Annotated in this window: 22 protein-coding genes; 9 read left to right on the top strand and 13 right to left on the bottom strand. The window is 71.5% G+C overall.

Annotation, left to right across the window (positions count from 1 at the left end; translation table 11 throughout):
- Positions 1–301 precede the first annotated feature (301 nt).
- On the top strand, positions 302–2,527 hold the full coding sequence (locus tag ABZX90_RS14140; RefSeq protein WP_355204644.1) for an acetate--CoA ligase family protein: 2,226 nt from the start codon (positions 302–304) through the stop codon (positions 2,525–2,527).
- Positions 2,528–2,666: 139 nt separating this feature from the next.
- Complete coding sequence (locus tag ABZX90_RS14135) at positions 2,667–3,461, top strand: enoyl-CoA hydratase-related protein (RefSeq protein ID WP_355205064.1); 795 nt, start codon at positions 2,667–2,669, stop codon at positions 3,459–3,461.
- A 195-nt stretch (positions 3,462–3,656) separates the two neighbouring features.
- Here the strand turns inward: ABZX90_RS14135 and ABZX90_RS14130 are convergent, their stop codons facing one another.
- Positions 3,657–4,622, bottom strand: coding sequence for a hypothetical protein (locus tag ABZX90_RS14130; RefSeq protein ID WP_351120505.1), 966 nt, complete (start codon positions 4,620–4,622; stop codon positions 3,657–3,659).
- 165 nt (positions 4,623–4,787) lie between these two features.
- Between ABZX90_RS14130 and ABZX90_RS14125 the strand changes: the two genes are divergently transcribed.
- The gene (locus ABZX90_RS14125; RefSeq protein WP_351120507.1) at positions 4,788–5,411 is read left to right on the top strand and encodes a flavin reductase family protein; all 624 of its coding nucleotides are present in this window, start codon (positions 4,788–4,790) and stop codon (positions 5,409–5,411) included.
- Between the two features lie 109 nt (positions 5,412–5,520).
- Here ABZX90_RS14125 and ABZX90_RS14120 read toward each other — a convergent pair whose 3' ends face one another.
- Positions 5,521–6,852, bottom strand: a complete 1,332-nt coding sequence (locus tag ABZX90_RS14120; RefSeq protein ID WP_351120509.1) for an MFS transporter — start codon at positions 6,850–6,852, stop codon at positions 5,521–5,523.
- A 71-nt stretch (positions 6,853–6,923) separates the two neighbouring features.
- On the opposite strand from ABZX90_RS14120, the gene ABZX90_RS14115 reads away from it, so the two are divergent.
- Complete coding sequence (locus ABZX90_RS14115) at positions 6,924–7,997, top strand: helix-turn-helix domain-containing protein (protein WP_351120511.1); 1,074 nt, start codon at positions 6,924–6,926, stop codon at positions 7,995–7,997.
- Positions 7,998–8,013: 16 nt separating this feature from the next.
- Here ABZX90_RS14115 and ABZX90_RS14110 read toward each other — a convergent pair whose 3' ends face one another.
- The 3 genes from ABZX90_RS14110 to ABZX90_RS14100 form a co-directional block, all read right to left on the bottom strand.
- Positions 8,014–9,063 carry a Zn-dependent alcohol dehydrogenase gene (locus tag ABZX90_RS14110; RefSeq protein WP_355204639.1) on the bottom strand — a complete coding sequence of 350 codons (1,050 nt, stop codon included), beginning with the start codon at positions 9,061–9,063 and terminating at the stop codon, positions 8,014–8,016.
- A 161-nt stretch (positions 9,064–9,224) separates the two neighbouring features.
- Positions 9,225–10,469: an acyl-CoA dehydrogenase family protein gene (locus ABZX90_RS14105; RefSeq protein ID WP_355204637.1), complete on the bottom strand. Its 1,245-nt coding sequence runs from the start codon at positions 10,467–10,469 to the stop codon at positions 9,225–9,227.
- Between the two features lie 71 nt (positions 10,470–10,540).
- Positions 10,541–11,452 (bottom strand): SDR family oxidoreductase, encoded by a 912-nt coding sequence (locus ABZX90_RS14100; RefSeq protein WP_351120517.1) that lies wholly within the window; start codon positions 11,450–11,452, stop codon positions 10,541–10,543.
- A 96-nt stretch (positions 11,453–11,548) separates the two neighbouring features.
- On the opposite strand from ABZX90_RS14100, the gene ABZX90_RS14095 reads away from it, so the two are divergent.
- Positions 11,549–12,484, top strand: coding sequence for a cyclase family protein (locus ABZX90_RS14095; RefSeq protein ID WP_355204633.1), 936 nt, complete (start codon positions 11,549–11,551; stop codon positions 12,482–12,484).
- A gap of 670 nt (positions 12,485–13,154) precedes the next feature.
- Here ABZX90_RS14095 and ABZX90_RS14090 read toward each other — a convergent pair.
- The 4 genes from ABZX90_RS14090 to ABZX90_RS14075 form a co-directional block, all read right to left on the bottom strand.
- The gene (locus ABZX90_RS14090; protein WP_351120520.1) at positions 13,155–13,616 is read right to left on the bottom strand and encodes an ATP-binding protein; all 462 of its coding nucleotides are present in this window, start codon (positions 13,614–13,616) and stop codon (positions 13,155–13,157) included.
- Positions 13,617–14,095: 479 nt separating this feature from the next.
- The gene (locus tag ABZX90_RS14085; protein ID WP_355204629.1) at positions 14,096–15,028 is read right to left on the bottom strand and encodes an acyl-CoA dehydrogenase family protein; all 933 of its coding nucleotides are present in this window, start codon (positions 15,026–15,028) and stop codon (positions 14,096–14,098) included.
- A 9-nt stretch (positions 15,029–15,037) separates the two neighbouring features.
- Positions 15,038–16,192, bottom strand: a complete 1,155-nt coding sequence (locus ABZX90_RS14080; RefSeq protein WP_355204626.1) for an acyl-CoA dehydrogenase — start codon at positions 16,190–16,192, stop codon at positions 15,038–15,040.
- The gene (locus ABZX90_RS14075; protein ID WP_351120526.1) at positions 16,192–17,379 is read right to left on the bottom strand and encodes an amidohydrolase family protein; all 1,188 of its coding nucleotides are present in this window, start codon (positions 17,377–17,379) and stop codon (positions 16,192–16,194) included. The genes ABZX90_RS14080 and ABZX90_RS14075 overlap by 1 nt, the downstream gene beginning before the upstream one ends.
- 192 nt (positions 17,380–17,571) lie before the next feature.
- Between ABZX90_RS14075 and ABZX90_RS14070 the strand changes: the two genes are divergently transcribed.
- Positions 17,572–19,104 carry an AMP-binding protein gene (locus ABZX90_RS14070; protein WP_355204623.1) on the top strand — a complete coding sequence of 511 codons (1,533 nt, stop codon included), beginning with the start codon at positions 17,572–17,574 and terminating at the stop codon, positions 19,102–19,104.
- A 54-nt stretch (positions 19,105–19,158) separates the two neighbouring features.
- Here ABZX90_RS14070 and ABZX90_RS14065 read toward each other — a convergent pair whose 3' ends face one another.
- Both ABZX90_RS14065 and ABZX90_RS14060 read right to left on the bottom strand, forming a co-directional pair.
- Complete coding sequence (locus tag ABZX90_RS14065; RefSeq protein ID WP_351120530.1) at positions 19,159–19,677, bottom strand: EF-hand domain-containing protein; 519 nt, start codon at positions 19,675–19,677, stop codon at positions 19,159–19,161.
- 249 nt (positions 19,678–19,926) lie between these two features.
- Complete coding sequence (locus ABZX90_RS14060; RefSeq protein ID WP_351120804.1) at positions 19,927–20,286, bottom strand: STAS domain-containing protein; 360 nt, start codon at positions 20,284–20,286, stop codon at positions 19,927–19,929.
- Positions 20,287–20,778: 492 nt separating this feature from the next.
- On the opposite strand from ABZX90_RS14060, the gene ABZX90_RS14055 reads away from it, so the two are divergent.
- Both ABZX90_RS14055 and ABZX90_RS14050 read left to right on the top strand, forming a co-directional pair.
- A complete protein-coding gene (locus ABZX90_RS14055) occupies positions 20,779–21,360 on the top strand; it encodes a sigma-70 family RNA polymerase sigma factor (RefSeq protein ID WP_351120532.1) in 582 nt (193 codons plus the stop codon).
- A gap of 113 nt (positions 21,361–21,473) precedes the next feature.
- On the top strand, positions 21,474–22,745 hold the full coding sequence (locus ABZX90_RS14050) for a maleylpyruvate isomerase N-terminal domain-containing protein (RefSeq protein ID WP_355205060.1): 1,272 nt from the start codon (positions 21,474–21,476) through the stop codon (positions 22,743–22,745).
- An 81-nt stretch (positions 22,746–22,826) separates the two neighbouring features.
- On the opposite strand, the gene purU is transcribed toward ABZX90_RS14050, so the two are convergent.
- Positions 22,827–23,711: a formyltetrahydrofolate deformylase gene (purU, locus tag ABZX90_RS14045; RefSeq protein ID WP_351120536.1), complete on the bottom strand. Its 885-nt coding sequence runs from the start codon at positions 23,709–23,711 to the stop codon at positions 22,827–22,829.
- A 161-nt stretch (positions 23,712–23,872) separates the two neighbouring features.
- Entirely contained in the window at positions 23,873–24,373 is a 501-nt protein-coding gene (locus ABZX90_RS14040) for a hypothetical protein (RefSeq protein ID WP_351120538.1), read from the bottom strand.
- 117 nt (positions 24,374–24,490) lie between these two features.
- Between ABZX90_RS14040 and ABZX90_RS14035 the strand changes: the two genes are divergently transcribed.
- On the top strand, positions 24,491–25,789 hold the full coding sequence (locus ABZX90_RS14035; RefSeq protein ID WP_351120806.1) for an ABC transporter substrate-binding protein: 1,299 nt from the start codon (positions 24,491–24,493) through the stop codon (positions 25,787–25,789).
- Positions 25,790–25,880 lie beyond the last annotated feature (91 nt).

Here is a 25,880-nt window from a genome sequence, read left to right as displayed (position 1 = left end):
CTGCTGCCCGTCGCGAGCGGTGGCCGTCGTCCACCCACCCCGGTGACCGTCGCCCGCCCACCGGCGGTGACCGTCGTCCGCCCGCGGTGGCCGTCGCCCACCCGCCCGCGGGTTCCCCCGCCTCGCCGGGCGGGTACGTACCGGGTGCCCGGCTCACGCCTTCGCGCGCCCGGTGTTCCGACGCCCTCCCGCTCCCCCTTCGCAGCCTTTGCCTGCACAACGGTTCCTGACGCGGCGTCAGTTAAGTAATCTGACACTGCGTCAGTTAAAAGTTGGCTGTCACACAGGAGCGGGCGGACCGATGCTTGGATCAACCCACGGCACCCTCACCACCGACTCCCGCCGGGCCCGGGTCATCGCCTGCGGCGAGCAACCCTCACCGGTCGTGCACGGACGGCCGGCCGAGGTCGACGACCTGGACGTCAGCGGTCGCCCGCTGTACGCCGACGTACCCGATCTGGACCGCTTCTTCCGACCCGAGTCCGTGGCCGTGATCGGCGCCTCGGACACCGAGGGGCGGCCGAACACCGGGATCACCCGGCAGCTGATCGGCTGGGCCGAGCGGGTCGGCGCCCGGCTGCACCCGGTGCACCCGACGCGCCGGTCCGTCTTCGGCCTGCCGTGCCTCCCTTCCGTCGCGGACCTGCCGGAGCAGGTGGATCTGGCCGTGCTCCTCGTCGGCGACCCCCTTCCGGTCATCGAGGAACTAACCGAGGCCAAGGTGAGGTTCGCGGTCGCCTTCGCCTCCGGGTTCGCCGAGACCGGGGCCGAGGGCGCCGCCGCGCAGACCCGGCTCGCCGCCGCCGTGCGCCGCTCCGGTCTGCGGCTGCTCGGGCCCAACACCAACCTCAACGCCTTCGAGAACTTCCGCGACGACCTCGACGGCCCCGCGGTCGCCCTCATCACCCAGTCCGGCCACCAGGGCCGGCCGGTGTTCGCCATGCAGCAGCTCGGCGTCCGCCTCTCCCACTGGGCGCCCACCGGCAACGAGGCCGACCTGGAGACCGCCGACTTCATCTCCTACTTCTCCGAACGGCCCGAGGTCGGCGCCATCGCCTGCTACGTCGAGGGACTCAAGGACGGCCGCTCCTTCCTCCTCGCCGCCGACCGCGCCGCCCGGCGCGGAGTCCCCGTCGTCGCGGTCAAGGTCGGCCGCACCGAGACCGGCGCCCGCACCGCCGCATCGCACACCGGCAAACTGACCGGAGCCGACACGGTGGTGGACGCGGCGATGCGGCAGTACGGCGTGATCCGCGTCGACGGACTCGACGAACTCCAGGACACCGCGGCCCTGTTGGCACGGGCCCGCGCACCGCAGGCCGACGGGGTCGTCGTCTATTCGATCTCGGGCGGCACGGGCGCGCACTTCGCGGACCTGGCGAGCGGGGCGGGGCTGGACCTGCCGGTCCTCTCGGACGCCAAACAGGCCGAACTGCACACCTGGATACCCGACTACCTGAACGTCGCCAACCCGGTCGACAACGGCGGCCACCCGGTCGGCGACTGGCGCGGCCGGAAGATCATCGACGCGATCCTCGCCGACCCCGCCGTCGGAGTGCTGATCTGCCCGATCACGGGGCCCTTCCCGCCCATGAGCGACAAGCTGGCGCAGGACCTGGTGGACGCGGCGGAACAGACGGACAAGCTGGTGTGCGTGGTGTGGGGGTCGCCGGTCGGCACCGAGGCGGCCTACCGCGAGACCCTGCTCGGTTCCTCCCGGGTCGCCACCTTCCGTACGTTCGCCAACTGCATCACCGCCGTCCGCGCCCACCTCGACCACGCGCGGTTCACCGCCGCCTACCGCTCGCCCTTCGACGAGGCCCCGCGCACCCCCTCGCCCTCCTTCCGCAAGGCCCAGGCCCTGATGCGCCCGGGCCAGCAGCTAAGCGAACACGCGGCGAAGCAGCTGCTGCGCGCGTACGGAATCCGCGTACCGCGCGAGCAGTTGGTCACCAGCGCGGCCGCGGCGGTGCGGGCGGCGAGCCAGGTCGGCTACCCGGTCGTCATGAAGGCCTCCGGCGCGCAGATCGCCCACAAGACCGAACTCGGCCTGGTGAAGATCGGGTTGACCTCCGCCAGTCAGGTCCGCGATGCCTATCGCGAGCTGACCGACATCGCCCGGTACGAAGGCATCTCCCTCGACGGCGTCCTCGTCTGCCAGATGGTCGAACGGGGCGTCGAGATGGTGGTCGGCGTCACGCATGACGAGCTCTTCGGGCCGACCGTGACCGTCGGGCTCGGCGGGGTGCTCGTCGAGGTGCTGCGCGACGCCGCCGTACGCGTGCCGCCGTTCGGCGAGGACCAGGCGCGGGCCATGCTGTCCGAGCTGCGGGGGCGGGCGCTCCTCGACGGGGTGCGCGGGGCTCCGCCAGTGGACGTGGACGCGCTCGTCGAGGTCGTGATCCGGGTGCAGCGCATGGCGCTCGAACTCGGGGACGACGTCTCCGAGCTGGACATCAACCCGCTGATGGTGCTGCCGCGGGGGCAGGGGGCCGTGGCCCTGGACGCGCTGGTGGTGTGTCGCTGAGCCGACGCCTCCACCGGCGCGGCCCCGCGCACCGACCGGCAGGCCCGCCCCCCACCGCCGTACGAAACGGAGCACCTCCATGACCGACTCCCCCCGTGCGCCCCACGAAGCTCCCGAATCCCCATCCCCTGAGACCGAAATGCCCCTCGACTCATTGATACGTCACACCACTGACAACGCCGTCTCGTGGATCACCCTCAACCGGCCCGAGGCGATGAACGCGCTCACCTGGGACCAGCGGGAACGCGTGATCGCGCTGCTCGCGGCGGCGTCCGCCGACCCCGGCGTGCGGGCCGTGGTCATCACCGCGAGCGGCCGCGGGTTCTGCGCGGGCGCGGATCTGCGGGGCGGTCCGCCCACGGGGGAACGGGTGGCCGGCGATGTCGCCCGCACCATCCGGCTGGGCGCGCAGCGCCTGATCGCCGCCGTCCTCGACTGCGAGAAGCCGGTGATCGCGGCGGTCAACGGCACGGCGGCAGGGATCGGCGCGCATCTCGCCTTCGCGTGCGACCTCGTCCTGGCGGCCGAACCGGCCAGGTTCATCGAGGTGTTCGTGCGCCGCGGTCTCGTACCGGACGGCGGCGGGGCCTATCTGCTGCCCCGCCTCGTCGGTCCGCAGCGCGCCAAAGAGCTGATGTTCTTCGGCGACGCGCTGAGCGCCGCGGACGCGGAGCGGATCGGGCTCGTCAACAGGGTCGTACCGCCCGAGGAGTTGGAGAAGACGGCACGCGAGTGGTCCGAGCGGCTCGCCGCCGGGCCGACCCGCGCCCTCGCCCTCACCAAACAGCTGGTCAACGCTTCCCTCGACACCGACCGCGCCGCCGCGTTCGCCGCAGAGGCCGCGGCACAGGAGATCAACATGACGACGGCGGACGCCAACGAGGGCGTGGCGAGCTTCGTGGAACGCCGGAGCCCCCGCTTCAAGGGCCGCTGACGATCCGAACCCGTCGCACCCGGCGCACCCGGCGACGCGCGGGAGGGGACGTGCCGGTACATCAAATGCCCGCAGGCCGGACGGATCACCACCCACGCCCACTTCGAAACACCGCTGAGTTCCGTTCGGATGCGGGCGGATGTACCGGCGCGGCCCCGCCCCACCCACCGGCCGAACCCGGACGCGGGCCCCCGTTCACCCCCGCCGCAATATGCGCAGATCCCCCGCGTCGGGGTCGCCGAAGAGGACGAAGAGTTCCGGGTGGGTCTCGGTGCCGCCGATGGTCCAGTACGTGTCGTGACCGCAGTTCCCGACGTGGACGACAACGCCGTCCCGTTGCCCGGCGCCCCCGCCGGCGTACGCGTCGTAGCGGCCGCCGGTGTCGAGGAACCACGTGCCGGTGCCGTCGCAGCGCGTGAACTCCTTGGTGGTCACGTCCTCGAACTCGGGCTGGGCGGGCAGTTCCGTCAGTTCGGCCCGGCCGTCGGCGCGCAGCCGCAGCACCGCCCCGCGATCACCCCGCCAGACGCCGGTGAGCCGGTCGGCACCGAGCTTCGGGGGCTCGTACTGCTGGATGAGCCCCGTGGCCAGGCCCACCGTGCCCGCCGCGACGACCAGTCCGCACACGCCGAGGGCCGCGAGCGCCGAGCGGAACCAGACGCGGTGGGCGCCCGGCGGGTGTCCGGTGACGCGTTCGCGCCGCCGCATGAGGGCGACACCCAGCGTCGGCGGGACACCGGACACGGCGATCAGCAGAGCGGTCGCGCCGGTGGGCGCGAGGCCGCCGAGCACGACCGCGAGAGCGGCCCAGAGCGTGCCGAGCACCAGCACGAAAGCCAGGTGCCAGACGCCCTCGGGGCCGGGTGCGCGCCGGGTCGCCGGCCGGGCGAGCGTGGCAGCCGGCATCGTATACATCACCGTGTGCAGCAGTCCGAGAACGGCGAGCAGCGGCGGTCCGAAGACCAGCATGCACAGGAACCCGGCGCCGGCGAGCCCACCGCCGAGCCCCACGCCGTAGTCGTCGTCGTCGAACGTACCGACCCACCGGACGGCGACGGCGACCGCGAACTGTGCCGCGCAGATCGCCGCGGCGAGGTTCACCTCGCCGCCGGCCCATGCCCACCGGGAGCGCGCGGGCTTCCCTGAGTCTCCCCACCCCATGAGGCGAAAGATACGCGGGCGAAACACGCTGCTCTCCGAGGGGTTGCCGTCGGCCGCTCCGGCGGGACGCGCGGGGCCGCCGACCCTGACCTGTCGAACTGCCGCCTTCCCGCCCCCTCGAACGCCTTCCCATCTGACAGAGCGTCAGCTTCAATGGTTCATGTGATGGGACACGCAGGGATGGCGGCCGCCGCCGTCCGCTACCTCAGGTCGGCCGGAGCCCCCACCGTCGCGGGGCCCGTCGAGGCGCTGCCGCGCCCGGATCTGCGCGCGGTCGGCGACGACGAGCGGGCGCCGGTCGACCCGGCCGAATTCCGGCGCGTGCTGGGCCACTTCGCGACGGGCGTCACCGTGGTGACGGCACCGGCCGGTGACGGCGAGGACAGGGCGGGCCCGGCCGGCTTCGCCTGCCAGTCCTTCGCCGCCCTCTCCCTCGACCCCCCGCTGATCTGCTTCATGGTCGGCCGTACGTCGACGACCTGGCCGCGCATCGCCCGGGCCGGCGCCTTCTGCGTCAACGTCCTCGGCACGCACCAGGGCGACCTGTGCCGCGGCTTCGCGGTGAGCGGCGCGGACAAGTTCGCGGGAGTGATCTACGACGCCGCTCCGGTCTCGGGCTCCCCCCGTCTCGCGGGCACGGCGGCCTGGATCGACTGCACGATCCACGCGGTGCACACGGGCGGGGACCACCTGATCGTGGTGGGCCGGGTGGACGCGCTCGGCACGAACGGAGACGGCACCGAGGGCGTGCCGCCACTGCTCTTCCACAAGGGCCGGTTCCTCACCTGACCCGAGCCGTCGGCCGGAGCTTGAGCCGTCGGGCAGTCATCGCCCCGGCCGAGCCCGTCCCACGGTGGCCCCGGCCAGGCCTTTCGGGCCGTCGTCCCGCCCCAGCCCGTCAGGCGGTAGCGGGTGACACCGTCGCGGTCAGCCGGCCGGTCGGCCGGCGCCGCCGGATCACCAGCACCATCAGCGTGGCCGCCGCGCACAGGGCGCCCGAGGCGTACCAGACCACGTCGTACGTGCCGAGGTGGTCGCGGGCGACGCCGCCGAGGAAGGCGACGAGGGCGGCGCCGACCTGGTGGGAGGCGAGGACCCAGCCGAAGACGATGGCGCTGTCCTCGCCGTACTGCTCACGGCACAGGGCCAGGGTGGGCGGGACGGTGGCGACCCAGTCGAGGCCGTAGAAGACGATGAAGAGGACCATCGGCGGGTGCACGGTCGCGTGGAGCAGCATCGGGAGGAACAGCAGCGAGATGCCACGCAGGGCGTAGTACACCGCCAGCAGGCGACGCGGCTCGAAGCGGTCGGTGAACCAGCCCGAGGCGACCGTGCCGACCACGTCGAAGACGCCGATCACCGCGAGGAGCGAGGCGGCCGCCGTGATGGGCATGCCGTGATCGTGGGCCGCGGGCACGAAGTGCGTCTGGACCAGGCCGTTCGTCGAGGCGCCGCAGATCGCGAACGACCCGGCCAGCAGCCAGAAGGGGCCCGTGCGGACCGCGGAGAGCAGCACGGTCACCGCACGCCGGGCGGCACCCCGCACGGGCTCGGGCTTCGGCACGAACTCCTTCGCCCCGTACGGCATCTGGCCCACGTCGGCCGGATGGTCGCGCAGCAGCAGCCAGACGAAGGGGACGACCGCGAGGGCGGCGAGCGCCACGGTGACCGCGGCGGGACGCCAGCTGTGCTCCGTGACGATCCAGGACAGCAGCGGCAGGAAGATCAGCTGGCCCGAGGCCGAGGCCGCCGTCAGGATGCCCGTCACCAGACCCTTGCGCTCGGTGAACCAGCGGTTGGTGACCGTCGCCGCGAAGGCGAGCGCCATCGAACCGGAGCCCAGGCCCACCAGCAGACCCCAGCAGAGCAGCAGTTGCCAGGCCGCCGTCATCCACACGGTCAGCCCGGACCCGACCGCGATCACGGTCAGGGCGACCGCCACCACGCGCCGGATGCCGAAGCGGTCCATGAGCGCCGCGGCGAAGGGCGCCGTGAGGCCGTACAGCGCGAGGTTGATCGAGACAGCGGCGCTGATGGTGCCGCGCGACCAGTGGAACTCCTCGTTCAGCGGATCGATCAGCAGCCCCGGCAGCGAGCGGAAGGCCGCCGCGCCGATGATCGTCACGAAGGTGACGGCGGCGACGAACCACGCGCGGTGGATGCGGCGACGGGCGGCGGGACGGGTGGGCCGGGAGTCCTCCGGGGCCGGGGCTTCGCTTGTCTGGGTCACGTCATCGATCTTCGGGGAGCGCGAACCGGCGAACCACTGGCCTGAAGGACAGCATTCGCTAGGATCGGGCCATGGCCACTTCGGGTACGTTCCGCCGGCACCGTGTCGTCGTCCTCGCCCTCGACGGACTGCTCCCCTTCGAGCTGGGCATTCCGCAGCGCATCTTCGGCAAGGCGCGGGACAGCGAAGGGCGGCCGCTCTACGAGGTGGTCACCTGCTCGGTCCGGCCGCCCGGCCCCGTGGAGACGGACGCAGACTTCGCCGTCCTCGTCGCCAACGGCCCCGAGGCGCTGGCCGGCGCCGACACCGTCGTCGTCCCGGCCTCGTACGAACTCGGACCGGTCCAGCAGGAGGGCATCCTGACCCCGGAGCTGACCGCCGCCCTCGCGCACATCCGCCCCGGAACCCGTCTCGTCTCCATCTGCACCGGCAGTTACGTCCTCGCCGCTGCCGGGTATCTCGACGGCCGCCCGGCCACCACGCACTGGATGCACGCCGAGCACTTCCAGGAGCTCTTCCCGCAGATCCGGGTCGACGCGGACGTGCTCTTCATCGACGACGGCGACGTCCTCACCTCCGCCGGTGTCGCGGCCGGGATCGACCTGTGCCTCCACCTCGTACGCCGCGACCACGGCGCCGCCGTCGCCAACGAGGTGGCCCGCCGTACCGTCGTACCGCCGCACCGCGACGGCGGCCAGGCGCAGTACATCCAGCGCCCGGTGCCGGAGGCGCAGTCGGCCACCACGACCGCCGCCCGCGCCTGGGCGCTCGGCCGCCTCCACGAGCCGATCCAGCTCCGCGACATGGCCGAGCAGGAGTCGATGTCGGTGCGCACCTTCACCCGCCGCTTCCGCGAGGAGGTCGGCGTCAGCCCCGGCCAGTGGCTCACCCGGCAGCGCGTCGAACACGCCCGCCAGCTCCTGGAGTCCAGCGACCTGTCCATCGACCAGGTCGCCCGCGACGCCGGCTTCGGCACGGCCCAGTCGATGCGCCAGCACCTGCAGGCGACCCTCGGCGTCACCCCGACCACCTACCGGCGCACCTTCAGATCCGCTTCCGAAGCCGACGGTGCCGATGGAACTGATGGAACTGATGGAGCCGACGGAACAGGGGACGGGAGCTCCTTCGTCTCCTCGCGGATGTGATGCCCCGGCGGCTGTCCTAGAACGTCAGCACCGCCCTCGCCACCTTCCCGGCGTGCGCGTCCTCGGCCGCCTTCTCGAAGTCCTCGACCGGGTAGGTCGCGGTCACCAACTCGTCCAGGAGCAAGCGGCCTTCGCGATACAGCTCGGCGTACAGGGCGATGTCCCGCTGGGGGCGGGACGAGCCGTAGCGGCAGCCGAGGATGGACTTGTCGAGGTACATCGAGGAGACGAGGAAGGACGCCTCTGCCGTCGCCGGTGGTACGCCGAGGAGGATCGCCTGGCCGTGGCGGTCGAGCAGGTCGACGGCCTGGCGGATGAGTTCGACGCGCCCGACGCATTCGAAGGCGTGCTGGGCGCCTGTGGGGAGAATGTCCTTCACCCCGTCCGTCGAGGTCAGAAAGTGCGTCGCGCCGAACTGGCGGGCCACGGCCTCTTTGGCCGGATTGGAGTCGACCGCGACGATCCGCAGGGCGCCCGCGAGCCGCGCGCCCTGGATGACGTTGAGGCCGATGCCACCGGTGCCGATGACGAGGACGGTGTCGCCCCGGTCGACCCGGGCCCGGTTCAGGACCGCTCCGACGCCCGTGAGGACCCCGCAGCCGATCAGCGCGGCGGACGTCAGCGGGATGTCCTTCGGGATCCGGACCGCCTGCACCGCCTTCACCACCGTGTGTTCCGCGAAGGCCGAGTTGGAGGCGAACTGGTAGAGCGGCTGCCCGGCCCGCGCGAACGGCCGCCGCGGCATGCCGATCGCCTTGCGGCACATCGTGGGCCGCCCCCGGTCGCACTCGGCGCAGGTCCCGCAGTTGGCGAGGGTGGACAGCGCCACATGGTCGCCCGGCTCGACATGGGTGACGCCCGCCCCCACGGCCTCGACCACGCCCGCACCCTCATGCCCGAGCACCACGGGGACAGGGAAAGGTATGGTCCCGTCCACCACGGACAGGTCGCTGTGGCAGAGCCCCGCCGCGGAGATCGCCACCCGGACCTCTCCGGGCCCCGGGTCCCGTAGCTCCAGATCGTCCACGACCTCGGTCTGCTTCCCGTCGAAGATCACGCCTCGCATCGCGCCAGCTCCCCTCTTCCCGGGCCACCCCGGGCTGTTTCCCGGGCCACCCCGGGCTGTTTCCCGGGCCGTACCGGGCTGTTCCTGAGTCGTGCCGGGCTGTTCCTGGGCCGTGCTGAGCTGTACCGGGCTGTTCCCGGGGCGTACCGGGGCGGGCCTGGCTATCCCCTGGGCTCCTTCGGCAGGCCGAGCGCGCGCTCGGCGATGATCGTGCGCTGGATCTCGTCCGAGCCGCCGTAGATCGTGTCGGCCCGGCTGAAGAGGAACAGGTGCTGGGCGGCGTCCAGTTCGTACGGCAGCGCCGCCGACCAGTCCGCCGGACCCACCGCCGCGCCGGCCCCCCGCACCTGCACCGCCAGCTCACCGAGCCGCCGGTGCCAGCCGCCCCACAGCAACTTCGCCACACTCGGCGCCGCCGCGTCCCCACCGCTCCCCGAACTCCCCGAACTCCCCGAACTCCCCAGCGTGCGCAGGGCGTTCCACCGCATCGTGCGCAGCTCGGCCCACAGACGGACGAGCCGGTCGCGTACGACGGGGTCCGTGGCCGCTCCCGTCGCGACGGCCGTCCGCAGCACGCGCCCCAACTCCTCGGCGAAACCGATCTGCTGGACGAGCGTGGAGACCCCGCGCTCGAATCCGAGCAGGCTCATGGCGACCTGCCAGCCGTTCCCCTCGCCGCCGACCACGTGCTCGGCCCGCGCCACCGCCCCGTCGAAGAACACCTCGTTGAACTCGCTCGTGCCGGTCAGTTGGCGGATCGGACGGACCTCGACGCGGCCCGGCTGGTCCATGGGGACGAAGAGAAAGGACAGTCCGTGGTGGCGGGTGGACCCGGGTTCCGTACGGGCGAGCACGAAGCACCAGTCCGCCTCGTGGGCGAGCGAGGTCCAGATCTTCTGCCCCGTGACACGGAACGCCTCCACCGGCGCTCCTCCCTTGTCCCGTACGGCAGTTGTTCCCGCGTCGGCCGCTTCCGCATCGACCGTCCGTGCGGCACTCGTCCGTGCGGCAGTCGTCCGGATGCCCGCCAGGTCCGAGCCAGCGCCGGGTTCGCTGTACCCCTGGCACCACAGCTCCCGGCCCTCGGCGATCGGCGGCAGGAAGCGCCGCTTCTGCTCCGGCGTCCCGTGCGCGAGGAGCGTCGGCGCCAGCAGGTTCTCGCCGATGTGCCCGGACCGCGCCGGCGCCTTCGAGCGGGCGTACTCCTCGGCCCACACGACCTGTTGGGTCAACTCCGCGCGCCGGTTCCCGTACCCGTCCTCGGCCCAGCCGAGTCCGATCCAGCCGCCCCGCCCGAGTTCCCGCTCCCAGTCGCGGCGCGCGGGGGTGCCGGACAGGTGCTCCTCCAGCCAGGTCCGCGCCTCACGCCGGAAGGCCTCGTCCTGCGGACCGAATGCGAAATCCACGCGCTCTCCTCCCACCAGACCCGACGACGGACTCACGCGACGGCCTCACGCGGCGCACGCACGCGACCCACTCACGCGTTGGGGCGCGCCTTCTCCGCCGCCGCCCGCGCCATCGCCTCCAGTTGCTCCAGCAGCGGCATCGGATCCACGCCGACCGTCCCGGGCAGGAAGTCGGCGATCTTCTCCGGGGTCCAGGCGCCCTCGGCGTATCCGGCGCGCAGTTCACGCGGCTGGGCCCATACGGCGATCTTGGGTCCGGCGATCGTGTAGACCTGCCCGGTGATGCGTTCCTCGCGGGCCCGGTCCGACAGCAGGTAGATCACGAGCGCGGCCACGTCCTCCGGTTCGCCGATCTCCTTCAGCTCCATCGGGACGTTCGCCGACATGCGGGTACGGGCGACGGGCGCGACGGCGTTCGCGGTGACCCCGTACTTGTGGAGCCCGAGGGCCGCGCTGCGCACCAGCGAGATGATCCCGCCCTTCGCCGCGCTGTAGTTGGCCTGCGCGACCGATCCCTGGTGATTGCCGCTGGTGAAACCGATCAGCGTGCCCGAGCCCTGTTTGCGCATCACTGCCGAGGCGGCCCGGAACAGGGTGAACGTGCCCTTGAGGTGGGTGGCGACGACCGGGTCCCACTCCTGCTCGGACATGTTGAAGAGCATCCGCTCGCGCAGGATGCCGGCCACGCACACCACTCCGTCGATCCGACCGTACGAGGCGAGCGCGGTGTCGACGACACGCTGCCCGCCCGCCATCGTCGAGATGTCGTCGGCCACCGCGACCGCCTCCCCGCCCGCCGCCTCGATCTCCTTGACGACGGTGTCGGCGACCGAACTCGTGGGCTCGGCACCCTCGACGGACACGCCGTAGTCGTTGACGACGACGCGCGCGCCCTCGGCCGCCGCGGCGAGGGCGACCGCCCGGCCTATCCCCCGCCCCGCGCCCGTGACGGCGATGACCTTGCCCGCCAAGAAGTTCCCCACGCCCGGCCCCTTCCCGCAGTTTCTGACGGTCCGTTAGATTCAACTCGGATTCTACGACCCGTCAGATACCTGGAGACAAGCCCCCGGGGAGGACTCATGTCGCTGCCGACGCTTCGTCCGGAGTTCCACGAGATCGCCAAGCGCGTGAACAACTGGGGGCGCTGGGGGGCCGACGACGAGATCGGGACCCTGAACCTCATCACCGACGAGGTGGTCCGGGAGGCGGCCGCGACCGTACGGACCGGACGCCGCGTCCCGCTCGCCCTCCCGCTCCAGCAGGACGGCGTGCAGACCGGGATGATCCCCGGGCGGGTCAATCCGCTGCACACGATGGTGCAGATCAATCAGGAGATCTTCGGGCCCGGCACGGTGGCGTGCAGCGACGACGCCGTCACCATGGGACTCCAGGCGGCCACCCACTGGGACGCGCTGACCCATGTCTCGCACTCCGGCAAGCTCTACAACGGTCGCCCGGCCGGCACCGTCACCCCGCACGGTGGCGCCGAGTTCAGCGGGATCGACAAACCGCGGCACATCGTCTCGCGCGGCGTCCTGCTCGATGTGGCCCGGGCGCGCGGCGAGCACCGGCTGGCCGGCGGGCACGCGGTCACCCCCGAAGACCTGGAGGCGGCCGAGGAGTTGGCGGGCACACGGGTCCGGGCGGGCGACATCGTGCTCGTACGGACAGGCCAGATCCAGGTGTATCTGGCGGGCGACAAGCACGGGTACGGGTATCCGTCGCCGGGCCTGTCGGTGCGCACCCCGGAGTGGTTCCATGCGCGCGATGTCGCGGCGGTCGCCAACGACACCCTGACGTTCGAGATCTTCCCGCCCGAGATCGAGGACCTGTGGCTGCCCGTGCACGCACTCGATCTGGTCGAAATGGGGATGTTACAGGGCCAGAACTGGAATCTCGAAGAGTTGTCCACAGCCTGTGGACAAGAAAGTCGCTACGCCTTCCTGCTGTCGGCGATGCCGGAACCCTTCGTCGGCGGCACGGGCACACCCGTGGCACCCGTAGCACTCCTCTGACCGGCGGCGGCTCCCGCGACACTTCCCCGACCGGCCGTGGCTCCCGTGGCTCTTGTCCAGCCGGCCGAGGGCCGGCTGGCGGCGCGCTTCCCCCACTCTCGACTGCGCCCGACCGGGAGGTCCCCCACCTCACCCCGGGCACGGCACCGCGCGCCGCCCTCCGCCTCCGGCGTTCCCGCCCTGCTCCCCCGCCCCTGGAGAAGCCGACGCCGAATCGCGACCCGCACTCGCCGAGGGCCCCCGTCACCGGAACCCTCGTCGTCCCCTCGCGGCGAATCGCTGAACACAAGCGTGATCAAACGGACACGTCACGTCAACACCCGATCGGAGATTTGTGGCACTACACCCCAATTAAGACAGCGCGTACGGAAGCACGGCCCGGCGCATTCGGCCACTACGGCGGCCGTGTACAGACGTTTCGTGCATACATGCACGAAAGCGTGTACCCACCCTCCGCGGCCTGCGGCACCGAAGCCGGAAAGCCCGGCGAACAGCACGACCGGGAAAACGCGAACTCGTCGCGCCCCGGCGGCCGGAGGGTCCGGCACGGCACGCGCACGGGGTGAGCCGGTCCGCCTCGCACGGCTTGCGCGCGGGGACGGGACCGCAAGGGCCTGTCCGGCGGATCAAGTCGGAGGAAACCTGCGGCGCCTGGTCAGGCGGACAGGCCTTAGACCGCCTCGTACGCGAAGTCCTCGTAGGCCGGGTAGGCGGCCCCCGCCGAGGGGCCCGAAGCGCAGCGGTCCACCTCGCACCAGATGCGTTTGCCGACGCCCTCGGGACTCCAGCCCCAGCGGTCCGCGAGTCCGTCGACGAGTTCCAGGCCGCGGCCGTTGGTCTCGTCGCCGTCGGCGTGCCGGGGCATCGGCGGGCGGGCGCTGGAGTCGGCCACCTCCAGGCGCACCGTGGCGGCCCCGGCACCGCCCGGCAGACAGAGGCGCAGTACGGCCGGACACCCGGTGTGCACCACGGCGTTGGTGACGAGCTCGGAGACGAGCAGGATCAGCGTCTCGGCGAGTGGTTCATCGGCTTCTATCCCGGACCCCGCGAGCCTCGAACGGGCCCACTGCCGGGCTCGCCCCACCTCTGCGGGGTCGGGCCGGATCTCCAACTGCACTTGAAGCACCTGCACCGCTCACACCATCCGAACCGGCGGACACATCGCCTCGCGCCTCACAAGGGCCACGATCGTAGCCATTTTCTGCATGGCCAGAACAAGGATCACGGAACGTGATTCCCTTGCGAGACAGCATGGTTGACGTACAGTCACCCCAACAAGCGCTTCGGGCATATTCCAGCGCGAAGGAGTACGCGTGCGGCATACTGTGCGACGCTCGCCACGGGGAGTCGAACAGGCAGGTACGGGGGTCCGCACTGCCTCGCGAGCGGCACGCATCGCCGGGTTCGGCGCGGCCTCGGGGGCAACACCGGGATGGCTCAGCCTCAGAACCACTCGCATCCCACACAAGGTACCGGAGCACGGCGCCGACTCCAGGCCGTGACAAGTCACGCCTAGGACACAACCCGGTCTCAACGCTCCGTGATTCCGATCCGCCACGATCCGCGACATCCGCTCGCGTTCCTCCCACGGCGCCCCAGGACAGGGGCCCTCTACGCCGTCCCGGCCGACAGATCCTCCGCCAGCCGCTCCTCGCCCTGCGTGATGCCACCCGCACGGTGCGTCCGCAGCCACGCCCTCTTCAGGTGCAGATGGACGTCGGACTCCCAGGTGAAGCCCATGCCGCCGTGCACCTGGAGACAGTCCCGGGCGCCGCGCACGGCGGCCTCGTCGGCGAGCAGCCTGGCCGCCGCTATGTCCACCGGGTCGGCGGTGACCGAGGCGGCGTAGACGGCCGCGCGCGCCACCTCGACCCGCACGAGCAGGCCCGCGCACAGATGCTGCACCGCCTGGAAGGCCCCGATCGGCTGCCCGAACTGCTCGCGCGTCCGGGCGTGTTGCACGGCCGTCTCGCAGGTTCGGGAGGCACTGCCGAGCTGCTCGGCGGCGGTGAGAAGAGACGTGAGAAGCGCGTCCGCCGTCCGCGCGGCCCGGAGTGCGTCGCCCTCGGATCGCGCGGTGGGGGAGGCGGGCAGCCGGTGCAGGGGGGTCAGGGGGTCCACCGAGGCCAGCGGCTCGGCTCCGGTGGTGTCGCCGCGGACGACGTCGGCCTCGTCCAGCCACTCCACGAGCCCTCCGTCGACGGCCGTCACGACCACCTCTCCGGTGGCCGCCCCGGCCACGGCGCCCGCGGCGAGATGCGTGGCGATCAGCGGGCCGGGCAGCAGGACCCGCCCCGCCTCCTCGAAGGCCAGCACAGCCTCCGGGAGGCCCTGTCCGACGCCGCCGTCGGCCTCGGGCAGGCACAGCGCGAAGAACCCCGCCGCACCGAGCTCGCGCCACAGCTCCCGGTCGAGGACACCCCCGCCCTTCCCGTCCCCCCGGTCCACGGCCGCGCGCAGCGCCTCCCGTCCGAACCGGCCCTCCAGCAGCTCCCGTATCCCTTGTCGCAGTGCGCGTTGATCGTCGGTGAGTCGGAAGTCCACTGGTCGAAGTCACCTGCCCTTGGGAAGGCCGAGGATCCGCTCGGCCACGATGTTCCGCTGGATCTGCGAGGTGCCGGCCGCGATGGTGTACGACAGGGACGACAGCCGGTCCAGGGTCCACTCCCGTCCCAGGTCCAGGGCCTCGGGGCCGAGAACCTCGGCGGCGGCGTCGAACAGCTCCTGGCGGGCGTGCGAGTAGCTCAGTTTGAAAACCGAACCGCCGACGCCGGGCACTCCGCCCGTTCCCTGTGCCTCGCTGACGTTCCACTGGGTGAGCCGCCACAGCGCGCGGAACTCGGCGTTCAGCCGGCCGAGACGGCGGCGCAGTACGGCGTCGTCCCAGCGGCCGTTCTTCCGTGCCTCGCGCGCGACCTCGGCCAACACGCGTCGGCAGGCGACCACTTCGCCCACGAAGGCGGTCCCGCGCTCGTACGACAGCGTCACCATGGTCACGCGCCAGCCGTCGTTCTCGGCGCCGACGCGGTTGGCGACCGGGACGCGCACCTCGTCGAGGAAGACCTCCGCGAACTCGGTGGAGCCCGCGAGCGTCCGCAGCGGCCGGACGGTGATCCCGGGCGCGTCCATGGGCATCGCGAGCCAGGTGATGCCCCGGTGCTTGCGGGCGGCGGGGTCCGTCCGCACCAGCAGCTCGCACCAGTCGGCGACTTCGGCGTGGGAGGTCCAGATCTTGGACCCGCTGACCACGTAGTCGTCGCCGTCCCGCCACGCGCGCGTGCGCAGCGCCGCGAGGTCCGAGCCGGCGTCCGGCTCGCTGAAGCCCTGGCACCAGACCTCCTCGCCGCGCAGCACGGGCGGCAGCCAGCGCGCCCGCTGTCCGGCGCTCCCCTCGGAGGCGATGGTCGGCCCGGCGTGCAGCAGTCCGACGAAGTTGGCCCCTACATAGGGAGCACCCGCCTTCTCCGTCTCCTCCAGGTAGATGAGGTGCTGCGTCGGCGTGGCACCCCGGCCACCGGCGTCGACGGACCAGTGCAGGCCCGCGTACCCGGCGTCGTACAGCATCCGCTGCCAGCCGAGGTCGTACGCCCGTCGCGCGGGCCAGTCGTCCGGGGACGGTTTCGGCGGCAGCGCCGGAAGGACCCCGGCGAGCCACGTTCGCAGGCGCGCGCGGAACTCCTCCTCCTCGGGCGTGTAGGTCAGGTCCACTACAGGTCCAGGTCCAGCATGCGGATGGCGTTGCCGCGCATCAGCTTGTGGATCGTCTCGTCGTCGAGGCCCTTCACGTGGTCGAGGGCGACCTCCTTGGTGTGCGGGAAGGTCGAGTCGACGTGCGGGTAGTCGGTCTCGAAGGTGGCGTTGTCGCGGCCCACGACGTCCAGGGAGGCGACGCCGTGCTTGTCGCGGAAGAAGCAGCAGAACATCTGCCGGTAGTAGTACGTCGAGGGCGGCTCCGGGATCAGGTCCCTGACCCCACCCCAGGCGCGGTGCTCCGACCAGACGTCGTCGGCGCGCTCCAGGGCGTACGGGATCCAGCCCATCTGGCCTTCGGAGTAGGCGAGTTTGAGGCGCGGGAACTTGACGAGGACGCCGCTGAACAGGAAGTCCATCATGGAGGCCATCGCGTTGTTGAAGGACAGCGAGGCCTGGACGGCGGGGGGTGCGTCGGGGGACGCGGCGGGCATCTGGGACGACGAACCGATGTGCATGTTCACGACCGTCCCGGTCTCCTGGCAGACCGCGAAGAACGGGTCCCAGTAGCCGGAGTGGATGGAGGGCAGACCCAGATAGGTGGGGATCTCGGAGAAGGTGACGGCCTTCACGCCCCGGGCGGCGTTACGGCGGATCTCGGCGACCGCGAGGTCGATGTCCCACAGGGGGATCAGGCACAGCGGGATCAGCCGGCCGCCGCTGTCTCCGCACCACTCCTCGACCATCCAGTCGTTGTACGCCCGCACACAGGACAGGGCCACTTCCTTGTCGTGCGCCTCGGCGAAGGTCTGGCCGCAGAAGCGCGGGAAGGTGGGGAAGCAGAGGCTGGCCTCGACGTGGTTGAGGTCCATGTCCTTGAGGCGCTCGGCCGGGTCCCAGCAGCCGCGCCGCATCTCCGCGCGCGTGATGCCCTCCAGCGTCATCTCGTCACGGTCGAAGCCGACGGCGGCGATGTTGCGCTTGTACGGGAACTTGAGGTCCTCGTAGATCCACCAATCGGTCGGCGGACCGTCCGGGTCCATCGTGATCTGGTACTTGCCCGCGACGTAGGCGAGTTCGCCGATCCCGGCGGTGAGCGGCCGCGGACCGCGCTCCCGGTACTTTCGCGGCAGCCAGGTCTCGAAGAGGTGCGCGGGCTCGATCACATGGTCGTCGACGCTGATGATGCGGGGCAGTTCGGTCATGGTCCCCTCCGCCTGCGTACGGGTCCGTCCGCGGGTGTCCCCGGCGACGTATCTGATGGGTCGTCAGATTTCTGTTCACAAGCAGGCTAGCCCCGCGCCTATGGACCGACAAGGCGGCGAGCCCTACGCTCTGCGCACGATCTGACTGCCCGTCAGGTAACGAACCGAAGCGATCGACCGCAGGGGGCCGAAGTGAACGACACCGCACACGCCCTGAGTTCCGCGCGCACGCTGTGGGAACTGGTCGCCCGTCGTGCCGACCTCACCCCCAACCGGCCCGTCCTGCTCCAGGACGACCGCTCCCTGACCTTCGGCGAGCTGCGCGACCGCGCCGAGCGGGTGGCGGCGGGCCTCCACGACATGGGCGTACGTCCCGGCACGGTGGTCGCCTGGCAGTTGCCCACCCGGATCGAGACCGCTCTGCTGTCCTTCGCGCTGGCCCGCATCGGCGCCGTGCAGTCGCCGGTCATCCCCTTCTACCGCGACCGTGAAGTCGGCTTCGCGCTGCAGGAGTCGAAGGCGGAGTACTTCGCCGTGCCGGGCGAGTGGCGCGGCTTCGACCACACCGCGATGGCGCACCGGCTCGGCGCGAAAGGCGTCTTCGAGGCGTACGACACGCTGCCGGACGGCGATCCCGCCGTGCTGCCCGATCCGCCCTGCGACGGCACCCGCGTCCGCTGGATCTACTGGACCTCGGGCACCACCTCCGACCCCAAGGGCGTGCTGCACACCGACCGTTCACTGATCGCGGGCGGCTCCTGCCTGGCCCACGCGCTGCACCTGGCCGCCGACGACGTGGGCTCGATGGCCTTCCCGTACGCGCACATCGCCGGGCCCGACTACACGGTGATGCTGCTGCTGTACGGCTTCCCGGCCGTGATGTTCGAGCACTTCGCGCTGCCCGCCGCCCTGGAGGACTACCGCGAGCACGGCGTGACGGTGGCGGGCGGGTCGACCGCCTTCTACTCGATGTTCCTCGCCGAACAGCGCAAACAGCCAGGGGAGCCGGTCATCCCCACGCTGCGGCTGCTCGCGGGCGGCGGAGCCCCGAAGCCGCCCGAGGTCTATCACTCCGTCGTCCGGGAGATGGGCGTGCAGCTCACCCACGGGTACGGGATGACCGAGGTCCCGATGATCACCATGGGCGCGCCGGACGACACGGCCGAGAACCTCGCGACCACGGAGGGCAGGCCCCCGGAGGGCATGGAGATACGGATCGTGGACGCGACGGGAGCCGCCCGGCCCTGTGGCGTCGACGGCGACGTACGGCTCAGGGGGGAGGCCGTGTGCCAGGGGTATCTGGACCCTGCGCAGACGGCGGAGGCGTTCGACGGGGACGGGTTCCTGATCACCGGGGACGTGGGGCATCTGACCGGGAGCGGGCATCTCGTCCTCACCGGCCGGGTGAAGGACATCATCATCCGCAAGGGCGAGAACATCTCCGCGAAGGAGATCGAGGACCTGCTGCACAAACACCCGGCGGTCGGGGACGCCGCCGTGATCGGGCTGCCCGACGCCGAGCGCGGGGAACGCGTCTGCGCGGTGGTCGAACAGCCGCCGGGGGCTGCCGAGTTGACGCTGGCCGCCGTGACGTCGTACCTGCGCGGGGAAGGGCTGTCCGTGCACAAGCTGCCGGAGCAACTGGAGGTCGTGGACGCCCTTCCGCGCAACGAGACACTGCGCAAGGTGCTCAAGTACCGGCTCAGGGAGCGCTTTTCGGGGTGAGGCCGTGGCCGCCCCCGATCCTGTCGGGGCGAGCGGTCGGCCGACCCGGCCGTTCTACCCTTGATCCGGCACCGTGAAGTAACGGGCGAACGCGCTCACGACCTCCGTCTCACCGATCCGTCCGTCGGCGTCCGCGTCCAGGGCGGCGGCCGCGGCGGGGGCGATGTCGTCGCTCACTCCGAGGGCCCTGAGGACGCGCGCGGTCTCCTCGACCGTGGCCGCGCCGTCCCCGTCGGTGTCCGCCACCGCGAGGGCCGCGTGCAGGAACGGGCGGGCGATCTCGGCGAACCGGTCGGGGTTGTCGCGCAGCCGCTTCACGGCGCCGCTCACGAACTCCTCACGGGTGATCCGCTGATCGCCGTCCCGGTCCGCTATCCCGGCCATGCCCTGCCAGAACGCCTCGGCGCCGATGTACAGGGCCTGGCCCTTGTCCGACCGGGCCGTCGTACCGAACTCGGCGAGCACCGCCTTGGTCGCGGCGTTGAAGTCCTCCCGGTCGATGTAGCCGTTGCCGTCCTGGTCGAAGCCGGCGAACCGGGCGGCAATCCTGCGCTCGTACTCGGTACTGACCATGGTGTGTTCGGACCGCCTCACTTCTCAGCCGGCCTCGGCCGGACTGCGGTTCATCTGGGACGGAGCGTACGACGCCCGGGCCGCCGTGGGAGCGGGAAAGCGACGGTTGTACCAAGACCGCAGGAATTCTGGAACAACCGCGTGGCGGTGTGTCGCGCAGTGAGCAGGGGACGTCACTCCGGGCGAAGGCGAAGGCGAGGGCAGGGTTTCGGTGCGGGCGCGGCGACGGAACGGACCCTGACCGGCAGATCATGCCGACAGCGGGCGGGATTCCTCGTCGACGGCGGCCGCCACATCGGGGTACACGTCGAAGAGGCGGCGCACACCGAGGGCCGCGAGCACGCGGTTGACGTGCGAACCGTCGGCCGCCCCCCGGGCCGGCAGGATCAGCCGCAGACGACCCCGGCAGGAACGCATGAGCCGGCGGACGGCGATCAGGACACCGACACCGCTGGAGTCGCAGAACACGACCTCGGAGAGGTCCAGGACGATGCTGTGCCGGCCCTCGGCCACCACGTCGTGCACGCTCTGGCGCAGCGCCGGCGACGTCACGAGGTCGAGCTCGCCCGACACCCGCAGCACGGCCCACTCGCCCTCTTCGCGACGCACGGCGCCGGGACCGCCCGCGCCCCCCGCACTCCCTGTGCCGCCCTCGTCGTCGGTCACGTCGGTCACGTGGATCACCTTGAGCGTCACCGCCACGCCTCTCGCTCGCCTCGCCCAGCAGAAACGGAAGCTCTCCGTACGCTTCCTTTCAGCGCGGCTGCCCCGCCGTAGTTCCATGAAACACGGATCCCGCCAGGAAGAAACGCCTGTCTACGGTCGAAAATGCTTCACGAGGGTTTTCTTTCGGTCGCATACGGTCTGTTGTGGTCAGATCCGGAGGTGAAGGCGCCGCGCCTTTACCATCCTCGGCCCGTCCAGGGGCGCGCATTGACGCAAAGGGGCGTGCGCTGTCGGACGTGCCGACTACATTCAGGACAGCAGTTGCCCACAGGCTGGACAGCAGCACCGCACGGCTGGAAAGCGACAGGGGACACGGCCGGGACAGCGCCCGGCACACGGACGGGCGCCGGGCACGACCAGGGGTGAGGGGGCCGTATGGCGAAGCAGGACGCACCACCCCGCTGGGACCGCAAGATGCAGCAGCGGCTCTCGCGCGGGGAGGCGGCCGCGCTCGGTGAGCTCTACGACCGGTTCGCCTCGCTCGTGCACGGTCTCGCCCACCGCGTGCTCGGAGACGAGCGGGCCGCCGACGGGATCACCCGCGAGGTCTTCGCCCACGTCTGGGAGAACCCCGAGGCGTACGACCCCAAGCAGGGCCCCCTGCGCTCCTGGGTCGCGACACTGACCCACCGCCTCGCCGTGCAGCGCCTGCGCGCCACCGAGACCGCCGCGCTCGCCCAGGGCGGCCACGGCACCGCCGAGGAGCTGGAGCGCAAGGTGCGCAGCGCGTCCGTCGCCGCCCGCGCGGACTACATCGTCACCTCGATGCCCACCCCACTGCGGACCGCCCTGGAGCTCGCGTACTTCCAGCGCCGTGACTACCGCCAGGCCGCCGCCGACCTCGGCGTCACCGAGGACGAGGCCCGCCGCCGGCTCCGCCTCGGCCTCCAGCTCCTGTCCACCGCCCATGACGCCGGGCCCACCGGCGCACCGCCGGAATACGGGGGTGCGCGGTGAGCGAGGGAACGGACCGGTTCGAGTCGTACGGCGACGAGGACGGGCGCAAGGACGTGAACGAGGCCGTGGACGAGAACGGACACAAGGCCGCGGACGAGAACGCGCGCAAGGCCGTGGACGAGGACGGGCGCAAGGAGCCCGAGGGGCCTCCGCGCATACCGCCGCCGCGCACCTCCGTGGAGGACACCGGACTGCCGCTGCCCGAACCGGCCGCCGCGCCCGGCCCCGCGCCGCTCGTCCTCGACCACCGGGTCCTGAAGTCGTTGCTCGGCGCGTGGGCGCTGACCGCGTGTTCGGCGGACGAGACGACGGCCGTCGAGGAACACCTCGGCCACTGCGGCCCGTGCGCGGACGAGGCGCTGCGGCTGCGTGAGGCCGTCGGACTGCTGCACCCCGCGGAGAGCCTCGACCTGGACCCGACGCTGCGCACCCGCGTCCTGACGAGCTGCCTCGACCGGCGCCCGCCGCGCATCCCGGTACCCGAATGGGCCGCTCCGTACGACGCGGAGACCGCCCGGCTCGACGCCCTGCTCCAGGACATCGGCGGTTCCGAGTGGCACGCGCCCGTGCGGCTGCGCTGGTTCGAGGGCGACGGGCCCACGAGCCGCCGCACGACGGTGGCCGGGGTCATCGCCCATCTGCTGAGCGTCGACGGACTGGTCGCCGTCGCGCTGGGCCTGGACGACCCGCTCGGCGGCACCGGAACCGGCACCAAGCGTCCGACGCCGCAGGAGCGCACCGAGGCGTACTGGCGGGCGTCGAACGTCCCGCCCACCCGGTCCGTGCGCGGGCCCTGGCGGGAGCAGAGCCACAGCATCGTCCGGACGGTGTCGTTCGTGGAGGGCGGCGCCCCGCACGCACGCGCGGTCGAGCGTGGGGAGGGCTCCGGGCTGCTCACGGTGGCGTACGGCGGTTTCGAGCTGCCGCTCAGCGACTCGATGCTCGACCGGGCCTTCGAGTGCTGGGTGCACGCCGGGGACATCGCCGAAGCGGTGGACTACCCGTACGAACCGCCCGCTCCCCGGCACCTCCACCGGATGATCGACCTCGCCGCGCGGATGCTGCCCACGTCGCTGGCCGAGCGGCGCCGGGCGGGCCTTACGGCTCCTCCGGCCCGGCATCTCGTCGCGGCGGGCGCTCCGGGGCGCAGTCTGCGCCTGGAGATCGAGGGCTCCGGGGGCGGCGAGTGGCTCATTCCGCTCGATTCACCCGGCGCCGTCGGCTCCGCCGAGCGCGAGGTGGCCCATGTCGCGCTGGACGGGGTGGAATTCTGCCGGCTGGCCGCGGGCCACCTGTCACCGGAGGAGGCGGCCGCCGGACAGGTTGGCGACCGCGAGGCCATCAGGGACGTGCTGTTCGCGGCGGCGTCGCTCAGCCGGATGTAGCCCGGCGCCATCACGCCCGTCGCTACGCCCTGCGCCCCCGCGCCCCTGCCCCTGCCCCTACCCCTACCCCTACCCCTACCCCTACGCGAAAACGACCGTCCGGCGCCCGTTCAGCAGGATGCGGCGCTCCGCGTGCCACTTCACCGCGCGGGCCAGCGCCTGGCACTCCACGTCGCGGCCGATGGCGACCAGCTGGTCGGGAGTGACGTCGTGGCCGACCCGCTCGACCTCCTGCTCGATGATCGGGCCCTCGTCGAGGTCGGCGGTGACGTAGTGCGCGGTGGCGCCGATGAGCTTGACGCCGCGCGCGTGTGCCTGGTGGTACGGCTTCGCGCCCTTGAAGCTCGGCAGGAAGGAGTGGTGGATGTTGATGATGCGGCCGCTGAGCTGCTTGCAGAGGTCGTCCGAAAGAACCTGCATGTAGCGGGCGAGGACGACGAGCTCGACGTCCTTCTCGCGCACCAGCTCCAGCAGCTGCGCCTCGGCTTCGTCCTTGGTGTCCTTCGTCACCGCGATGTGGTGGAAGGGAACGTCGTAGGAGCCCACCAGCTCGGCGAAGTCCGTGTGGTTGGACACCACGGCCGCGATGTCGACGGGCAGGGCGCCGATCCGCGCGCGGAAGAGCAGGTCGTTCAGGCAGTGGCCGAACCGGCTCACCATGAGGACGACCCGCATCCGGTCCTCGGCCCGGTGGATCTGCCATTCCATGTGGAAGGCGTCACCGATCGCCGTGAAACTCGCGCGCAGCTTGTCCACCGTCACCGGCGACTCCGCCGAGAAGTGGACCCGCATGAAGAACAGACCCGTGTCGTGGTCGCCGAACTGCTGACTGTCCTCGATGTTGCAGCCGGTCATGAACAAGTAGCTCGACACGGCGTGCACGATGCCCTGCTTGTCGGGGCAGGAGAGGGTCAGGACGTACTGCTCGGCGGGGGGCGCGGCCCCGCGGACGGACGGCTCATTCATGCGGGACAGGGTCCCATACCAGGCGCCCGCGGCGGACTGTCGTCCCGCCACGCGGACGTCCCGGGTGACCGCCGGCCCAAGCGCCAGGCCGAGCGCCAGGCCGAGCGGCGCCGTCGTCGCGGCGCCGCGACGTACGTGACTACGGCCGATGGTGGCCGCCGCTAGGCCGAGCGCGTCAGGATGCGCAGGACCTCAAGCGTGCGCGGCGGCGCGTCCGGGTCCTCGCCGTCGCTCGTCGCCAGCCGTACGTGCGCGGCGCGCGCGGCCTGCAAAGCCTCCGGCCACGCCTGATGGTCGAGATAGGCGGAGACGGGCGCGTCGGGTCCGACCTGGTGCATGATCCGCAGAACCCGCAGGACGGCACTGTCCACGAGGGCCGCCTCCTGGGAGTCCCGGAAGATCGTGCCGACGTACTTCTCGGCCGACCAGTTGTCCAGCCAGGTGTCCTCGACCAGCCGGTACACGGCGTCGGTGACGTCGCCGTACCCGTCGACGCCGGCGAGCCAGACGTCTCGCTGGAAGGCGGGGTCGGAAAGCATGTGCAGCGCAGAGCGCACATTGCTGCGCCAGCGCCACCACGGCATGTCGTTCAGTGGCATACCGCCCATGGTGGATGAGCGACGGCCGCGACGGGAAGAGTTCTCCGAACCTTGCACGGTCACCGATCGTACGTTCCCTGTGAAAATCAGTTCATCGGCCCCCGCAATTCACCTCTACGTCACCCCGTGTCGACCACGGGTCACACAAGGGTTCTCGATGTGGGGGAATCGTGCGTGTCCATGACCGGTAGGCGACGTACTCGCACCACCTCCCCCGTTCCGCCTCGGCCCTTAAAGGCCACGTTGCTGTACGCGAGCGCACTGGTGGCGTGTGCGTCGGTCGCCGTCGGGTGCGGGGCCATCCCTGGTACCACGGGGGGTTCCGGGGATGGCCCCGTCAAGGTGATGACCTGGGCGCCGGAGAAGACCAACGCGACCAACAAGCCCGGCATGCCGGCGCTGGCGAAAGCCTACGCACGCTGGGTCAACGCCCACGGCGGCATCAACGGCCGTCAGCTGGAGGTCCTCACCTGCAACGACCACAACGACTCGGTGTCCGCCGCGCACTGCGCCGAGCGGGCCGCCGACGAGAAGGTCGTCGCGGTCGTGGGTTCCTACAGCCAGCACAGCCGCTCGTTCCTCGCCCCGCTGGAAAGCGCGGGCATCCCGTACCTCGGGGGCTACGGCGTCACCGACGACGAGTTCACCAGCCCTCTCTCCTACCCCGTCAACGGTGGCCAGCCCGCCCTGCTGGCCGGACTCGGCGAGCAGCTCGGCAAGAACTGCGGCCCGGTCTCGCTCATCCGGCCCGACACCATCGCCGGTGACGAGCTCCCGGTGCTGCTCGACTCGGGCCTGAAGACGCAGGGCCACGCGCGGGCCGCCGACCAGCGGGCGGCCGAGGACGCCACGGAGTACGCCCTGCCGACGAAGCAGGCGCTTCAGCACGCGACCTCCGACTCGGTCGAGCAAGGCTGTGTGGTCCCCGCGCTCGGTGACCGCACGAACACCTTCATGGACTCCTTCCGGCGCGACAGCGCGGACTACCCGAAGGTGCACACCGGCACGATCATCGGCAGCATCGACCAGTCTCAGATCGACGCCACCGGCGGCAAGTCGGGCCCCTACGAGGGCTCGTACGTCACCGGCTGGTACCCGACCGCGAACGACGCGCGCTGGGACGAGATGCGCAAGGTGATCAAGGAGCAGGCCTTCGGCGACAACCGGATCGATCCGGACGACGCCGGAGTGCAGACCACCTGGATCGCCTACACCGTGCTGAACAAGATCATCGAGTCTCTCGGCGCGGGCGAGGTCTCACCGCTCACCATCCGGCGCACGCTGGACAACGGCCTCAAGGTGGACACGGGCGGGCTCACGCCGACGCTCAGCTGGCGCTTCGAGGACATGATTGCGGCCGTCGACTTCCCGCGCCTCGTCAACGCCGACGTCACGTTCCAGGTCGTACGGGGCGGTCAGCTCACGGCGCAGCGTCGCGGGTTCGTCAACATGTCGAAGACGCTGGAGAACGCGGACTAGGGCCTGTCCGGCGGATCAAGTCGGAGGAAACCTGCGGCGCCTGATCAGCGCACGTGAGCGGGGCCTGGTGCGTCCAACTGCAAGGCGGAGG

Origin of the sequence: Streptomyces sp. NPDC002935 (assembly GCF_040611295.1) — a bacterium.
Lineage (GTDB): Bacteria > Actinomycetota > Actinomycetes > Streptomycetales > Streptomycetaceae > Streptomyces.
This window is presented reverse-complemented; position numbering and strand designations above follow the sequence as displayed.

Bases quoted from the DNA above. Each gene is read 5' to 3' on its own strand.
- ABZX90_RS14140 (WP_355204644.1), top strand. From the start codon at position 302: ATGCTTGGATCAACCCACGGCACCCTCACCACCGACTCCCGCCGGGCC.
- ABZX90_RS14135 (WP_355205064.1), top strand. From the start codon at position 2,667: ATGCCCCTCGACTCATTGATACGTCACACCACTGACAACGCCGTCTCG.
- ABZX90_RS14130 (WP_351120505.1), bottom strand. From the start codon at position 4,622: ATGGGGTGGGGAGACTCAGGGAAGCCCGCGCGCTCCCGGTGGGCATGG.
- ABZX90_RS14125 (WP_351120507.1), top strand. From the start codon at position 4,788: ATGGGACACGCAGGGATGGCGGCCGCCGCCGTCCGCTACCTCAGGTCG.
- ABZX90_RS14115 (WP_351120511.1), top strand. From the start codon at position 6,924: ATGGCCACTTCGGGTACGTTCCGCCGGCACCGTGTCGTCGTCCTCGCC.
- ABZX90_RS14110 (WP_355204639.1), bottom strand. From the start codon at position 9,063: ATGCGAGGCGTGATCTTCGACGGGAAGCAGACCGAGGTCGTGGACGAT.
- ABZX90_RS14095 (WP_355204633.1), top strand. From the start codon at position 11,549: ATGTCGCTGCCGACGCTTCGTCCGGAGTTCCACGAGATCGCCAAGCGC.
- ABZX90_RS14075 (WP_351120526.1), bottom strand. From the start codon at position 17,379: ATGACCGAACTGCCCCGCATCATCAGCGTCGACGACCATGTGATCGAG.
- ABZX90_RS14065 (WP_351120530.1), bottom strand. From the start codon at position 19,677: ATGGTCAGTACCGAGTACGAGCGCAGGATTGCCGCCCGGTTCGCCGGC.
- ABZX90_RS14055 (WP_351120532.1), top strand. From the start codon at position 20,779: ATGGCGAAGCAGGACGCACCACCCCGCTGGGACCGCAAGATGCAGCAG.
- purU (WP_351120536.1), bottom strand. From the start codon at position 23,711: ATGAATGAGCCGTCCGTCCGCGGGGCCGCGCCCCCCGCCGAGCAGTAC.
- ABZX90_RS14035 (WP_351120806.1), top strand. From the start codon at position 24,491: ATGACCGGTAGGCGACGTACTCGCACCACCTCCCCCGTTCCGCCTCGG.